The sequence below is a fragment of the Methanogenium organophilum genome (assembly GCF_026684035.1).
GTDB lineage: Archaea > Halobacteriota > Methanomicrobia > Methanomicrobiales > Methanomicrobiaceae > Methanogenium > Methanogenium organophilum.
Window position 1 is genome coordinate 1,707,233 of the sequence record NZ_CP113361.1, and the last position, 15,359, is coordinate 1,722,591.

The 15,359-nt window shown below is 47.1% G+C and carries 13 protein-coding genes; 5 read left to right on the forward strand and 8 right to left on the reverse strand.

Annotated elements, in window-relative coordinates; genetic code table 11:
• Nucleotides 1-69: 69 nt before the first annotated feature.
• Nucleotides 70-1,344: a hypothetical protein gene (locus OU421_RS08525; protein ID WP_268185671.1), complete on the reverse strand. Its 1,275-nt coding sequence runs from the start codon at nucleotides 1,342-1,344 to the stop codon at nucleotides 70-72.
• A gap of 225 nt (nucleotides 1,345-1,569) precedes the next feature.
• On the opposite strand from OU421_RS08525, the gene OU421_RS08530 reads away from it, so the two are divergent.
• Together OU421_RS08530 and OU421_RS08535 are read left to right on the forward strand one after the other, a co-directional pair.
• Nucleotides 1,570-2,364 (forward strand): acetoacetate decarboxylase family protein, encoded by a 795-nt coding sequence (locus tag OU421_RS08530; protein WP_268185672.1) that lies wholly within the window; start codon nucleotides 1,570-1,572, stop codon nucleotides 2,362-2,364.
• Between the two features lie 33 nt (nucleotides 2,365-2,397).
• On the forward strand, nucleotides 2,398-3,234 hold the full coding sequence (locus tag OU421_RS08535; RefSeq protein ID WP_268185673.1) for an SDR family NAD(P)-dependent oxidoreductase: 837 nt from the start codon (nucleotides 2,398-2,400) through the stop codon (nucleotides 3,232-3,234).
• A 178-nt stretch (nucleotides 3,235-3,412) separates the two neighbouring features.
• Here the strand turns inward: OU421_RS08535 and OU421_RS08540 are convergent, their stop codons facing one another.
• On the reverse strand, nucleotides 3,413-4,870 hold the full coding sequence (locus tag OU421_RS08540; RefSeq protein WP_268185674.1) for a type I restriction-modification system subunit M: 1,458 nt from the start codon (nucleotides 4,868-4,870) through the stop codon (nucleotides 3,413-3,415).
• Between the two features lie 151 nt (nucleotides 4,871-5,021).
• On the opposite strand from OU421_RS08540, the gene OU421_RS08545 reads away from it, so the two are divergent.
• The 3 genes from OU421_RS08545 (at nucleotide 5,022) to OU421_RS08555 (ending at nucleotide 6,608) form a co-directional block, all read left to right on the forward strand.
• Complete coding sequence (locus tag OU421_RS08545) at nucleotides 5,022-5,573, forward strand: nucleotidyltransferase domain-containing protein (RefSeq protein WP_268185675.1); 552 nt, start codon at nucleotides 5,022-5,024, stop codon at nucleotides 5,571-5,573.
• Nucleotides 5,574-6,097: 524 nt separating this feature from the next.
• The gene (locus OU421_RS08550) at nucleotides 6,098-6,334 is read left to right on the forward strand and encodes a DUF7557 family protein (RefSeq protein WP_268185676.1); all 237 of its coding nucleotides are present in this window, start codon (nucleotides 6,098-6,100) and stop codon (nucleotides 6,332-6,334) included.
• A gap of 1 nt (nucleotide 6,335) precedes the next feature.
• Nucleotides 6,336-6,608: a type II toxin-antitoxin system RelE family toxin gene (locus OU421_RS08555; protein ID WP_268185677.1), complete on the forward strand. Its 273-nt coding sequence runs from the start codon at nucleotides 6,336-6,338 to the stop codon at nucleotides 6,606-6,608.
• A 19-nt stretch (nucleotides 6,609-6,627) separates the two neighbouring features.
• On the opposite strand, the gene OU421_RS08560 is transcribed toward OU421_RS08555, so the two are convergent.
• The 6 genes from OU421_RS08560 to OU421_RS08585 all read right to left on the reverse strand — a co-directional run bounded on the left by OU421_RS08560 (nucleotide 6,628) and on the right by OU421_RS08585 (nucleotide 15,276).
• Nucleotides 6,628-8,142: a restriction endonuclease subunit S gene (locus OU421_RS08560; RefSeq protein WP_268185678.1), complete on the reverse strand. Its 1,515-nt coding sequence runs from the start codon at nucleotides 8,140-8,142 to the stop codon at nucleotides 6,628-6,630.
• A 31-nt stretch (nucleotides 8,143-8,173) separates the two neighbouring features.
• Nucleotides 8,174-9,400: a hypothetical protein gene (locus OU421_RS08565; RefSeq protein ID WP_268185679.1), complete on the reverse strand. Its 1,227-nt coding sequence runs from the start codon at nucleotides 9,398-9,400 to the stop codon at nucleotides 8,174-8,176.
• The gene (locus tag OU421_RS08570) at nucleotides 9,393-9,884 is read right to left on the reverse strand and encodes a hypothetical protein (protein ID WP_268185680.1); all 492 of its coding nucleotides are present in this window, start codon (nucleotides 9,882-9,884) and stop codon (nucleotides 9,393-9,395) included. The genes OU421_RS08565 and OU421_RS08570 overlap by 8 nt, the downstream gene beginning before the upstream one ends.
• A gap of 61 nt (nucleotides 9,885-9,945) precedes the next feature.
• Complete coding sequence (locus OU421_RS08575; protein ID WP_268185681.1) at nucleotides 9,946-10,485, reverse strand: hypothetical protein; 540 nt, start codon at nucleotides 10,483-10,485, stop codon at nucleotides 9,946-9,948.
• A gap of 57 nt (nucleotides 10,486-10,542) precedes the next feature.
• A complete protein-coding gene (locus OU421_RS08580; RefSeq protein ID WP_268185682.1) occupies nucleotides 10,543-13,293 on the reverse strand; it encodes a type I restriction endonuclease subunit R in 2,751 nt (916 codons plus the stop codon).
• Nucleotides 13,294-13,467: 174 nt separating this feature from the next.
• Nucleotides 13,468-15,276 carry a bifunctional metallophosphatase/5'-nucleotidase gene (locus OU421_RS08585; RefSeq protein ID WP_268185683.1) on the reverse strand — a complete coding sequence of 603 codons (1,809 nt, stop codon included), beginning with the start codon at nucleotides 15,274-15,276 and terminating at the stop codon, nucleotides 13,468-13,470.
• Nucleotides 15,277-15,359 lie beyond the last annotated feature (83 nt).

Below are 15,359 nucleotides of genomic sequence, written 5' to 3' on the forward strand. Positions count from 1 at the left end.
AGATGGTGTGGGGGTAAATAGTAATCTCTTCTCTGTCTGGAAACCTGATCCCGCTTGAAATGTGGATTCTCAGGCCTGTCCTGTCATCCCTTCCCTCTGCATTTTGTCAATCGTAAGGACGGCCGACGCCAGTACGATGATTAATACACCGTTTACAACAAGAATCCCGGCAATGACCATGCCCGGAATGATTCCCGGCAGAAACATCGATGCTCCAAAACCAATCGAGACGAAATTCAGGATCGTCTGGGTAATGTACAGATTTTTCAGCACGGGAGGCAGGGGGGCCTGCTTTGCCGCCGTCTTTTCATGGCTGAGAAGCGTCGGCCCGAAACGCTTCAGGAGCAGAATCACACCGCCTGCTATGTTCAAAAATCCGATGAGCCCGGTCAGAACTCCGGTAAAAATTCCCGGAACCACACATGAGATGATGCCCAATCCGGCAAAAACTACTCCGATTCCCATAAGCAGCCATGAACGCCTGTATCCTCCGGCAGGCGTCTCTCCTAGCGCCAGCATCTGGACTGCCATTACCACCATCAAAAGACCCAGCTGGCCGTCGGGAGAGAAGGGGATCATTCCCAGGTTTACCGGGATGAGGAGAATTCCAAGGAGGATGAGCAGGAATCCGACAGGAATTATTATTGCTACCTGAAGGGGGATTGCCGCCTCGGAAAAAACCGGTGACCGTTTCTTCGATGATTCGGGCAGGTATTTTTCCTCTTCCTGTGGATAGGTAGTATTTGTTACATGGATGCAGTAGGCAAGATAGAAGATGCACACGCCGTAGACAAGAAGAATTACTGCTGTGAGTGTATCTCCGGTGATTCCGGGAAGAAGTGTGACGAGCCCAAGCACTGCCGATATGATGTATACGAGTGCGCATGCAAGAGTCAGGTGCCGGAGGATTCCTGAAACACTCAGCCATTGCTTTGCTTTCTCTTCAGCAAGACAGAGCTGAATGAAAAGTGCAATTCCTCCGGCAAATAAGATTGACCCTACCAGAATCCTTACGAAATCCGAAAGGCAACCGGGAATGAAGCATGCCGTCATTCCGACTGCGGTGGTGCAGACTCCTATGATGATCACGATCCATGACCGGCGGAGGTCACCGAACGGAGTTCTTCCCAGTACAATGATCTGCAGGGAGACAATGACCAGAAAGAGACCGTATGTGCTGTCCGGCGTGTATGGCAGTTCGCCGGTATGGATTTTAAACAAAAGAGTTCCAAAAATCAGCATAAAAATACCGAAGATGGAGAGAATTATGACCTCAAAAGAGAGATCTCCGAAATAATCCCTGTCTATTCCTGTAGTATTCCCGGTATCATTGTTCTGTCCCACCCCTGTTGCCTCCTGTGCACCCGGCCGGTTATCCGAATCCTGCCCTTTGATGCATAATTTATCTGTAATTTTACTGATGAGTTATAATTTGTGATTTTATCCGGACGATTTTTAGTATTCGGGCATATGTTGGCGAATTTGTCCGGATATGACCGTTTATTCAACAGAAGATCATTCCGCAAACCAGGGGATTGGTTTTTGTATTTATAAAAAAACAGTGACATTATGTTTCAAGTGCAAGATGATTTCACATACTTAATGCCGGTTCATTTCGGGGGCGGCAGGTTCGATCCTGACAAAGTTGTCAGCCAGAAAACGACAACACTTGCAATGAGTTTTGAGACTGACAGAAAACTTCTGGAACAGTATATTCCCGCAGAATTTGAGTTGCTCTCTCCCGAAGTGCAGGTAATATTCAGTAAATTCACGGAGATTGACTGGATGCAGGGAGGGCAGTACAATCTTGTCAATATCGCATCACCTGTTCGTTTCAGCGGCAGGAAGGACGAACTCGAAGGGTCATACACGCTGGTTGTCTGGGAGAACAAGACTGCACCGATTCTCGGCGGGCGTGAACAGACAGGGATTCCCAAGATCTATGCCGATATTGAGGACCTGCACATCCTAAAGCCGCATTATATGACTAATGTCAGCTATGAAGGGAGCACATTTCTTAATCTGGATTTTGAAGCCGAAGAGGAGATAACCGGCGCCGGACTGGATGCAATACGTTCAGGGTTTTCATCGGTGAATACTATCGGATGGAGATATATCCCGAAGGTCGGGGCGCCGGGTGCCGAACTAAGCCAGTTCGTTCTCTATCCGCAGGGGATGAAGGTCGAGCGTGCGGTGGCCGGAACGGGAAGCCTGAAATGGACGACTCTGACTCCCATGCAGAATCCCGTCCAGTATTATATTGTCAACAGTCTTGCGGCACTGCCGGTTAAAAAGATTTCACAGTCGGTGTTGTTTGAGGGTGAGACCTTTCTTCATGCCATGGGAGCACGGGTCATTGAATAAATACGATGAATAAATCGAAAAGGAGGAAAAATCATGGTAGATTCAGATTATTACACGGGCAGGATTTGCATCGTTACCGGTGCGAATTCAGGTATCGGATATGCGATTTCGAATGAGCTTTTGAAGAGGGGGGCGGTTGTTTACCTGGCCGGGAGAAGTCCGGATAAAATTGCAAAGGCTGCAGAGGAGTTTTCTTCGTATGGCGATTCTGTGCGAAAGCTCATTATGGACGTTACGAAGCAGGAAGATGTTCAGCAAGGAATGGAGCATGTTGGGGCTGAGGCGGGAAGGATCGATCTTCTGTTTAATAACGCCGGGGTCGGGGGGACGATTCCGTTCGAACAGGCAACGATCGATGACTGGAAGAACATTATCGATACGAACATATGGAGTGTCATATACGGGGTTTCCGCTGCCGTTCCCCTGATGCTGAAGCAGGGCGAAGGTCATATCGTCAACACATCCTCCATTGCCGGAATCGTTCCGCCTCCTTTCCAGGCGTTGTATTCCCTCACAAAATATGGTGTTACGGGCATGACCGAATGCCTGAAGTACGAGTATGCAGACAAAGGTCTCAGGTTCTCAACCATCTGTCCGGCAAACATTGCAACGCCCATCTTCAACAAAGGCATCGACGGCAAGGCCTACGGGGAACTCAGGATACCGGATGATGCATATCCTGCCGATAAGGCGGCATCGCTGATCCTGGACCGTGTTTCGGAGAACAAGGGAATTATTGTCGTTCCTGAAGAGCCCTACACCGGTATGTGGCAGGGGTATGTTCTTGGAGAACCCCTTGTTGAAGATGAACTCTATGCGATGGCCCGACAGAGAAGAGATGCCTTTGAGAGGGGCGGATCATACTTTTAACCTGAAAATCACATTTTTTGCAGGCCCTGATGCCAAACAGCCGGTTTTGTTGACGTTCGTGCATCCTCACAGAAGACAGAATCAGATAATGTTCTGATATATCTGATTATCCGGGTATCTGCATCGGATGTGCCATATTTCTACGATACGATTCCGGAATCAGAGTTTTGATATGGGTTTATCCTTTACTTAGACTCTCATATATCTCTGCAAACTGTTCGATTGCGGTCTGTAGATTTTCTGCAATTTCGCCTGCGATGATATCCGGTTCGGGGAGGTTTTCGGTGTCTTCAAGGCTCTCGTCTTTAATCCAGAATATATCAAGGCTGACTTTGTCGCGTTTTATCAGGTCCTCGTATTTATATGGCTTAAAACGCTCCTTTTCTTTTCTTTCGTACCGGTTTTTGGGGTTATAGCATTCAATGAAATCCTTCAGGTCATCGAGCGAGAGAGGACTTTCCTTGAGGGTGAAGTGTTTGTTCGTCCTGAGGTCATAGATCCAGAGGGTGTCGGTCCAGGGCTCTTCTCTCCCCGGCTTTCTCTCAAAAAAGATGACGTTTGCCTTCACACCCTGTGCGTAAAAGATGCCGGTGGGAAGCCGCAGAAGGGTGTGCACATCGCATTCCGAGAGAAGTTTTCGTCTGATTGTCTCGCCTGCCCCTCCTTCAAACAAAACGTTGTCGGGCACAACGACGGCTGCCTTCCCGTTTATCTTTAACATGCTCCGTACATGCTGAAGGAAGTTGAGCTGTTTATTTGATGTGGTCGCCCAGAAATCATCCCGTTCGTAGGTCTGTTTATCCTTTTCCACCTTTCCGTCGCCGTTTATGACGGTGTAACTGCTTTTCTTGCCGAAGGGAGGATTGGTCAGCACGAGGTCATAGTGCTTTTTTGGTTCTGACAAGAGGGAGTCTGCGACATCGACCGGACTTTTGTCGCTTCCGATGCCGTGCAGATAGAGGTTCATGGCACAGAGGCGGGCGGCACTGTCGACAATTTCAGTTCCGTGGAATGTCTCTTCTTTTAAAAATACGGACTGTTCCCGGTCGAGCTGGTAGGTTTTGACGAGGTAATCGCGTTCTGCAAGGAAGAACCCGCCCGTTCCGCATGCGGGGTCTGCGATGGTCTGACAGGGTTGTGGCACGGTCACTTCAACCATCGCCTGAATCAGCGCCCGTGGCGTGAAGTACTGGCCCGCACCGCTCTTGGTATCCTCGGCGTTCTTCTGGAGGAGTCCTTCGTAGATCTCGCCTTTGACATCCATGTCGAGGCCGACCCAGGTCTCTTTTCCTATCAGTTCGACGAGTCTTCTGAGCTTTGCCGGGTCCTGTATCTTGTTCTGCGATTTTCTGAATATAACACCGAGGAGTCCTGAAGCCTTGCCGAGGGTTTCGAGGGTGTGGCGATAATGGATTTCAAGTGCATCTCCCTCTTTGGATGCGAGTGCTTCCCAGCTGTATTCATCCGGTATGGTTGAGGGTTTGTTAAACGGCGGCTTCCTGTGTTCGTCTGCCATCTTCAGGAAGAGAAGGTAGGTGAGCTGTTCGACGTAATCCCCATAGCTTACGCCGTCGTCTCTGAGTACGTTGCAGTAGTTCCATAGTTTTTGTACAAGTGCCGCAGATTCGGATGCCATAGTTGCCTGACTATTTCTGTATTTTGTGAGTGCTTTAGGGTGTTGGAATGGGATGCAACCGATGGTGCATCATTTTGCTTTCTATGCAGGAATCCGGAGGGCAGGATAGATTCTTATATCTATTGTTCGTATATACGAACGAATGTTCTCTATGGCGAACATATGTTCGGAAAAATCGTTCATCATCATCCGGCATCTGGGAAGACACTATAACGATTCCTCCTATGTCAGAGAGATTGCAAAAGTGCTGAATCTTTCTCTTGGCCCGGTCAGCGAGACCCTAAAGGGACTTGAACAATCAGGTCTTCTTATCAGAAAAGTCCGGGGCAGAATTGTTACCTACCGGGCAAACATGGAGAGTCCTCTTCTGCGAGAGATGAAGATTATCATCACTCTTCTGGAGTGTCGCGAACTATTGCAGGAGCTCGAAAAATCAGCTGTTCGGGTGATTCTCTTCGGCAGCTGTGCACGGGGGGATGACACCGCTGAAAGCGATATTGATCTCGTTATCGAGACGGATAAGAAGGAAGCGGCATCACAGGTTGTCAACTCGTTTGAATATATCGGAGGGAGAAAACTTTCTGCAATTATCCTCTCTCCGGATGAATTCAGGGAGCTGAGAAGAGGCGACCGGCCATTTTATGAGAGAGTGATGCAGGGGAAGATTCTTTTCAGGAGAGATGGAGATGAGATCGCGGTTTGAACGATGAAAGCAACCGGCTGAATACCAGAGACATGGGTACTGCCTCTCTCCTGTTTTCGTCCGCTTCTCGCTTTTCTCTGGTTTTCTCATGTTCTCCCGTTCCTCCTTTCCTTTCCCTTTCCGGTCACTCCTGCCCCCTTCTGCCCAACTCCTGGAACACCCTTTTTTGCCCCTGTTTTTTGGTAAATCGGGGGTCAAAATGGGCGTATTTTCTGTTCTGGTTTATTCCAAAAAATTGCAGGACTTATTGCCTTTTATTTGTGAAAAAACCGACAGATCAGGAACTATAGAGGGCTCTCTAATTGACGGCTATTCCAGGAGGACGTGCAGGCCCTCTCACAAGAGTTCGTCTCTCTCCGGGCGTCTGTGTGGATACATCTTTTTCCGGGGTGCAAGGCTTCCTGATTCCGTATTTGATGATTATTTAGCCATATCATGCCTTTTCCTTAGAAAAATCACTGATATCAGCATCGGGATGGAAACAATCATCAGGTATATGTATGTATATGTGCATATGTCTCAGTATGTCTTTGATTACATCAATCAGGATAAGCACAGATATGAGGGATAAACTCTCGGAGCTAAAGGTGCATCCGAAGGAGTCGTATGAAGATGTAATAAAGCGCCTAGTTGAAGATTGCGTCGATGATGAACCATTAAGCGATGCAACGATACAGGCAATAGAAGAATCACTGGCTGATATCAAAGCAGGAAGAGTATATTCCTTAGAAGACGTTGCAGAAGAACTGGGTCTTAACTGATATGGGCTATACTGTTCTTTTGACGAGGCGTGCGAAAAAGAGTCTTTGCGAGCTTCCGAAAAATATTGCCAGAGAGATTTATCTTGAATTAAAGACTCTTTCGTCTGAAGACAATCCTAAAAAATATGTCAAAAAATTAAAAGGCAACAAGAATCCTCCATTTTATTCTCTCCGCGTTGGCAGTTATCGGGTGATTCTCAATATTGAGGATAATGTGATGGTGATTCATGTGATTGAGGTCGGTCACCGGAAGAATATCTACCGGAATTATTAATTCGCAGATTTTTGAAAATTCATTTCGTTTTTGCTTTTTTCTTTGTTTTCTGCTTCTTTAGATCCCTTTTCCAGGACTTCTCTTCCGCTGCCCGCTGCTCTTTTTCGGCCTTTATCCTCTCCAGAAGAACGGATGCCGGTTCATCATCAGGATTCTGGGGTACAAGCCTCCCCTCAAATGCCTTTTTGAGAATACTCTGCCGGAGTCGCTCTGCCTTCACAAGCGAGTCATCCACCGCCTTTTCCATCTCGTCGATGACTGAGAACCTCCGCTCTATTTCGCAGACGATCTCGTGTTGTTCGGGGAGTGGGGGGATGGGGAATGATAAACTGTTCAGTTTTTTAAGATTGATATTATACTGACCTGCCGTAGTTGCAGCCATCTTTTCAATTTTATTTCTAATGTAATTACTATTCCAAATTAATCCTAACCAATGCCAGATTATTTCTCTCTCAATTAATCGATATCTGATCAAATATGATGCAAAATAATGAGGTGAATCAAAATTTGACATCACAATAGCAGATCTACCTATAAGATCCTTGCTTCCATTTGTGCGTATGATCAGTAAATCGCCTTTCTCTAATTTTTTAGATTCATCCAAATCTTCAGATGCAGGTGCATATTTTAATTTATCAAGGGAAATCTTATTGTTTGATATATTTGGTATCCTTAAAATTGGATGGCCTTCCCAACTGCTATCACATTTTATGGAAGTACCATAACCTGAATCCCAAGCTAAATTGGCCAAATCTATCCATGTCCAGCTTTCTGGAAGAGAATAATCCGGTAAATTATTTGTGTGTACATTTGTTTTCTGATACTGTGTTTCAATTCTCTCCACCAAAGCATCAGCACTCTCAACATCCGGATGCTCCGCCCGCCACTCCTCGGTCAGATCGCCGCACATCGCCGCCTTCAGGACTGACTGCCGGTATTTGGGTATCAGTGCCTTTGCCTTCTTCAGGGCCGATACGCCTGCATCAAGCCGGGTGAATTCCTCTTCGATCTTTTCCACGATGCGGTGTTGTTCGGGGAGAGGGGGGAGAAAAAAAGGTAATTCTTTTAGCTGTTTGGTGGTTACACCTGAAATTGTAGTTCCACGATTATGGTATTTAAATAATTGAACTTTTTGTGCCAAATAATACAAACCATATTTTGGATAGATCAAATTTTGATTGCATATCAGTGCATGACAGTCCTGACTGAAGCACAATTCATTTTCTGTTAATGCAATTTTTCCTAAACCAACCCTTGTGACTACGATAATGCTGTTTTTTGGCACTAAATTTGTCGCAGAGTTTTGAATTCCCAGTATTGAAACTGTCTTTCTGGGAACAATTACATGGGATTCATCAATATCTGCGCTTGTTATCCAAGGAATGTCCCCGTCCCAATATTCATCGTTTTTTGTTGAAGGGGTACCTCCTCCTTTAATCGAATAGATATTATTGACCTGTGTAATAATCCATCCATCAGGAAGCTCACACAATCCGGACTGTGATTCTTCAGTATTCTCTAAAATGGTATTCATAGTTGTGATGTGTCCGTCCTCTACTATTGTGTCACATAAAATCATTAAGGGTGACTTTTGGCGTCTCTCTTCGCGGTGAAACTTTCTCGAAATTCTTGAGGATTTTATCGGTTATGGATCTCTTTTCGCCGAGATACTTGATCAGGGAATTGTCATACTGCATAGCATATTTCTGCCGTTCAAATTCCATATTCAGTTCAAATGAATTGGCAAAGGTGGAATAAAACTTTGGCCTTCTGTTTAAGTCTGTAACGTTGATTCCGTACCTGTTTAGCACATCTCTTGAATCCGGATAATCAGCATATCTGACATACTCATAGTTATGATAGTCAAATAATCTACCCTTGTGCTGAATGGTGACTTCTCTTGGAGGTGGAGTATAGCCGGTATTCCCCCCTATCCACGGTGATTGGGTATCTCTGTTTACCCCGACAATATCAAAACCCAGAGGGGTTGCCAGCACATCTGATGCCGCAGATGCTGAATCAGATCTGTGGGGATTTCTCTCTCGCTTAATGTTTGACCCGTACAGAATGACCTTGTCATCGAGACCCTGACGATCAACCACGCGGTGAAATTTTCGTAGTTGGGCAGTGACAGAGACTGATGCTCTACCCTCAAGATCAAACCAGAAATTCCGGTACCCGGCGTCAAGCATTTCTGTTACCAGTTTTTCAGTAGGTTTCGTACCGTACCGTGTTGAAACAGGGACAAATATTGGTTTTGAATTGCGGAATTTAAGGGAATCATATCCACAGTGAACATAATTCAGGTAATCCTCTGTCTTTATTGCTACCTCTGATTTACTGGTATCTGGATTATATTCCTTGACTTTGATATTCGGAACAAACAAAATGTCGCTTCTTCCGTGATATATGTCGAGGAAATTGCCCAAATTGTCCTCATAATCAGGAATGCGGCATGGATTGAATGAAAGTGTCAGGGTGTTGAGAATTAATTTATTGGAAAGAACGGGAATTCTCTTGTAAGAATCATAACTCTCCGAAAGAAATGGAGCGTCCGGGCGGTCAATTTCTTTTTCAAAGGTATCCAACTTTACATTCCGGCTTTTTTCTATGACACGATTTTTGTCAAGCCATCTTCTTTCAAGTGAAGCAATATCCCGTAATGAGCCTAAATCATTAAAATCAAGTGTTTTGAAGGGAGTTTCCAAAGTATTGTGATTGAACCTGACATCTTTGGTGGTAAACTGTGTTGAATCATCCGCTTCAAAATTGCGAATCTCAATACTACTCATATCTCCTTCCTTCAATCTCCTGTATCGCAGAATTCAGAATTTTTTGGCTGATTCTGAATTTGCTCTCCCCAATGCAGTTGAGTATGTTAATAGTAAATTCAGATGTTAGATAATTTTTTGCCTCCAAATGAGCCATGAACCCAATGGTTCCGATTAAATGCTCTGACAAATATGGCAGATAAAGTAGGACCTTTTTTCTGGCAGTCTCGTCATCCAGAATGAACATAAAATCATCCGTCTGTGTTGTCTTATGCACATAGGAAAGGGTAATGACCTCAAATTCTCCTTGATCAACTACCATTCTGAGCGGTTCGAAAGGGAGTCCCCCGGATGCGAAATCATCAATGGAAACGACGGAAATTGAATCCGAAAAATCATATTTTCTGTTCAGTAAATCTGCTTCATACTGCACATGTTCGGGGATTTCAACGAAATATTTCGTTGCAACAAGAGACAATACACTAATACGCTCCGTCTCCTCCATCAGACCTTCAAGGTCATCAAAGAAGCAGATGAAAAAAGATGAATCAGGGATCAGTTTTGTTCTAATCCTCAATCAGCTCCCGGTAGCGCTTTTCCGTGATGACTCCTTTTTTGAGGAGCCGTCCTGCAAGATACTCCTTCTTTTCAAGGAGACTGTCAATTTTATCTGATTTTTCCGTGTAATCGTAGGTCTTGTACACCAGAAACATCAGTTCGTCACTCGTAAGAGAATCGTAGAGTGACCGGACAATATTCATACTGATGATGATCTTTTCCCGGTTTTCCGTCGAGAACTCATTTAATAATGACTCTTCTGCGATATTTTTTCCCTCTGCGGTCAGATAGATGCCCTTCGTGTCACTCACGAAATAATCATCATGATTTTCAATACTGTCTGCTGCACTTTGGGAGTATGGGCCGTAATAATGGGGGATGAATTCAAACAACGCGAAAAATTTTGGAAATGATTTTGCGAAGAGGAACAGTTCCTTCTGGAAATTTATTTTATTTTTTATCGGTCTGTCTGCTCCGCTCAGAAGGATTGCAATGAACTTACTGCGTATTGCTTCCTCCTCCTCGAAGGAAAGACCTGATTCCGGCATAATTTACCAACTGTTTGTATGATTTTACTTATTATAATTAGCCGGGCGGACTGAAAGTTATACCCCCAAAACCACATTCAACTCCGCCATAATCCCATTCAGCCCGTCACCGAACGCCTGATACGCAGAAAACAGACCACCCTTCTGCATCAGCCGCTGGTTGTACTCAAAGTCATCCGGGCCGATGGAGACGCTTGCACCGATGTGGTCTTTCATGATCGTGAGCCATTCCATCTGCTCTGGTGAGAAGGTGATGCCGTCCTCCGCCTGTTCGGCTATCCATCGCTCAAACCGGTGCTCCACGGTCTCTTTGTATGGCTCCAGGTAATCGTCGCATCCGAGCGTGAACCGGACGAGTGAGATGATGTCTGTCAGCATCCGGTGCGGTGATGCACCCCGGACGCGGTTTCTCTCCACCTGCTCGTATGCCTGCCATACCCTGTCCGGCGTAAACCCGTACGGGGGCCTGGAAAGAATGTCCGAGAGCTCCCGGATCTGTTCATACGTCAGGTGTCGCTCCCGTGTCGGGCGGCTGTAGATGATCTGGAGCGCTGTTATCGAGTCCCTGTTCTCCTCGATAAACTGCTTAAAGTTTGCAACCGTAAGAATGGCCCGCTCCTTTGCGTCCGTTGAAAAACCGGCTTCAATCACCCGGTCCTCGCTCACCTTGTCTAAGACCTGCTCTGACTTGGTCTTCAGATCAATCAGAAGCGTTCTGAAGGTGGGGCTGTCAAACGGTCGGCATGCATCGGAGACAAGGGATTCTTTTGCCTTCTGTATCTGGGATGCATCCGGTGTTTCTGTCGCAAACATCTCCTCTGCATGCTCTTTTGCCTCATCGGGATCAACGGATGCGTACAGGGACTGGATAATCGCACCAAACGGTGCTCCTGCGGTAGTACTGATCTCTTCGCGCTCCCGGTCACCGATATGCCGGTCAAGCCTCGCAAGGCGGGTTGCAAGCGTTGTTATCGTCGCATTATCATGGTTTCCGACCGCAACCGACTCAAGGAGCTTCTTCAGTGAAACCGTTGGCTTCTTGTCGATGACCACCTGCGGATTCTTCGACGACTCACAGACACCCACCGCATCGATCACAATAAACCGGTCCTTCGCCGGTGCGTCCGTTGTCACCTGGTGCAGGTCGGTGATGTCAACCGTCCGGGTGCCCCGGCCAAGCATCTGTTCAAAATAGACCTGCGATTTCACATCCCGCATAAATATCAGGCACTCAAGCGGTTTGATGTCAACCCCGGTCGATACCATGTCCACCGTCACTGCAATCCGGGGGTTATAGGAAGAGCGGAACTCCCGGATCATATCCTCCGGTTTTCTGCCGGTCCGGTAGGTGATCTTCTTGCAGAAATCGTTCCCCCGTCCGAACTCCTCCCTGACAATCTCGACAATATCTTCAGCGTGTGAATCGCTCTTGGCAAAGATCAGCGTCTTTGGAACCTCGCTTCTTCCGGGAAAAAGCGATGTAAAGAGATGCTCCTTAAACGTCCGCATGACCGTTCGAATCTGATCATAGGAGACGACATCCCGGTCAAGCTGTTTCTGGGTATATGTGAACTCTTCATCCAGAAGCTCCCATCTTCTGTCCCGTGATAGCTTCTCTCTCTTCTCAACCCAGAAGTCGGCATCAACGGTGCTTCCGCCCTGGGTGATCTCGGTAACAATCCGGAATACATCAAACCCGACATTAACGCCGTCTGCAACCGCTCTTTCAGAACCATACTCCATCACCAGATTTTTGTTGAAAAACCCGAGCGTCTGCTTCGAGGGAGTCGCCGTAAGACCGATTAAATGCGCATCAAAATATTCCAGTACCTGACTCCAGAGATTGTAGATTGAACGGTGGCACTCGTCGGTCACAATGAAATCAAAGGTCTCGATGGGAATGTCAGGGTTGTAGACGACATCCTTTGGTTTGGCATCCTCCATCCCCTGCTCGAACGATGAAATCTCATCAGATTCCGGATCATACTCTTCATCGCCCTTTAAAATTGAATACAATCGCTGAATCGTACTGATGCAGACCTTTCCCACCGGATCTATTTTCTGACCCGAAAGATGCTGGACATTATACAGTTCGGTGAATTTGCGTCCGTCATCGGGTGTGACATACATCTGGAACTCCTTGTATGTCTGCACCCCGAGACTCGTCCTGTCCACCAGAAACAGGATCCGCTTTGCGTTGCAGTGCTTAATCAGCCGGTAAATAAACGATACGGCAGTGAAGGTCTTCCCTGAACCGGTTGCCATCTGGATAAGAGAACGGGGGTGATCCTCTGCAAACGAACGTTCAAGATTGGTGACCGCTTCAATCTGGCAGTCGCGAAGACCGGTTGTGACCAGAGGGGGGTACTCAGTCATCCGTGTGCGAAGCGTCTTCTCCTGCTTCATTTGTTCAGAAAAGGTCTCTGGTCTGAGAAACGAAAAGACCCTTCGTGAACGCGGCTCCGGGTCACGTAAATCCCTGAAAAGTGTCTCTTTACCGGTACTCTCGTATCCAAAGGGGAGAAATCCCAGTTCATTCGGGATATTTGTAAGTTTCCCGGTGAGATACCCGTCTGACTGTTCACAGACACCACTCAGGGTCGTTCCCTCTTTTTTCGCCTCGATTACTCCGACAGCCTTTCTGTCGACAAAAAGAAGGTAATCTGCATAGCCTTCCGTAAGCGGGTATTCCCGGACTGCAACGCCCGCTCCGGCACCGAGGTTCAGCTCATCCCTGTCCTGGATTGTCCACCCCGCAGCAAGGAGCATCTCATCAATGGTTTTTCTCGCTTTTCCCTCTGGTGTCACAATTGCATTCGCTCTTAAATCTCATTTTATTTTTAAAAGCTTAACAATATTCCCCAAAAATAGCAATAAAATCAGGCTGATTCTTCAGAATGGGAATTATAATAAACACAATGCAGGCTCAGCCTAAGAAAATCAGATATTCCGAAAACCGGGGAAAAAAGGAGAATATCCCCATCACCCCACCACTGCAATCCTTCCGTCCGTCCCCGGCGAAACAGGGGAATTCTTCTCAATATCACCCGCAACGAGATCCATCAGGTTAACCTCGGTATTAAATTTCCTCGCATCCGGAATTGCTCCCAGATTTGTATATCCGTCCCCTCCGCCGGCCATATAATCATTCACTGCGACTGTATAGGTCTTCTTCATCTCTATCGGCACCACGCTGCCGGACTCCGTCACAACTGAGAGGTTCTCGATCCTCTCTCCCTCAGATTTCACCGTGTCTGTGTCATAGTCAATGCAGAAGGTCTCCGCCCCGGTATTGATGGTAAACCGTACGCCTGACACCTGCAAAAATCCTCCCGAAGGCGCCCGTTCATCTCCGGGGCATCCGTCGCCGGTGACGATAAGTGCGGATGCGGACCGCTCAAGCGTCTCTTTTATCTCACTCCCGGTCATCTGCACCGTTACGATCAGATTTTCGTACGGGAACATCTCATTCAGGGTAAGATACGATATCTCCCCGGCCGGAATAATACAGTCGCCCCGTATCGACCCTGAATTGAGGAGGGCAATGTCAACACCGGGGACGTTTCCACGGACGGCATCCATGATGAAGTCTCCGGCATTCGTCTCCCCTGTTCGCAGTGTCTGTTTCTGAACGTCAAGGGGGACCGTCGTATATCCGATGCCTTTGGACAGGCTTTCGGTATATCTATCGTAATACGGTGTCACAAACGAGGTGATGGACGCATCATCCGGCAGTGACTCCGTGATCTCGTATCGCTGAAGTGTTGTTCCGGTAACGACGCCGTTTTCAAGGGTGATATCAACGGTATCAATCTCCTCGCCATATTTTCCGGCATGGACGATGAGAGTCTTGCTGCCGTCACCGGAGGATACCGTCTCGTTCCAGACGAGATGGTCGTGGCCCCCGATGATCAGGTCAATGCCCGGAACGGATTGGGCAAGGAGGGTATCCTCATCCCTGTCCTGGTGGGTGAGGGCGATGATAATATCCGCTCCCTCATCTTTTAAGGATTTCACCGCTGCATTTCCGATTTCAACCGTGTTTTCATGCAGTATGACATCATCATCAAGGATGACGATTTTTTCAAGCTGGGGGGTAATAATGCCGAATATTCCCACCTGTACCCCATCGGCGTCAAGGATGGTGTAATCCTTCACCGTATCGTTGAACGTGGCGTCCGTGAAATCAAGATTGGCACAGATGATTGGGTAGGACGCATTCGTGGCCCATTCCTCAAAAAGTCCGGTTGAAAAGTCGAATGCATGGTTGCCAGGCACAGCTGCATCAAATCCTGCCATTGAATAGGCAGTCACCTCGGGGATTCCGGAGTACATATGGTAGAAGCTCCCCTCGCCGAGATCGCCTGCAAAGAGATACAGGGTGGTATCGTTTTCCTCACCCAGCCGGTCTGCCAGCGCACTGATTCTTCCGATGCGTGTGCCGGTATCGGTGTCATTCATTGCACCGATATGGCTGTGAATATCGGGTGTTGTTAGTATTCTGATCGTCCCCGAAAAGGGTGAATCGGGTGAATTGTTCTTTTGCCCCGCATCCGTGCCGTCCCCTGTACTCATTCCTCCCAAACCTCCGCCAATACCGGTAGAAAGAATGGCTAAGAGGATGATTGCAATCATAACCGCGACGAGGATGATGACCTGAATTAACCGTATGACCGATGATCTCTGCATTGTTATCTCACCAAAACGGTACAGTTTCTGCTGTTCGGCCCGGTAATACCCGAGTCCCGGCAACCTGATGCCGGATGACACGGTGATCCGGGTCAAAACCATGCTGTACGTATTATATGAGTATTTGGAGTGAAGGGTTAAAATAATCAGTCAAATATGTGCTGCTGTTTTGGGTAAGCATTTTT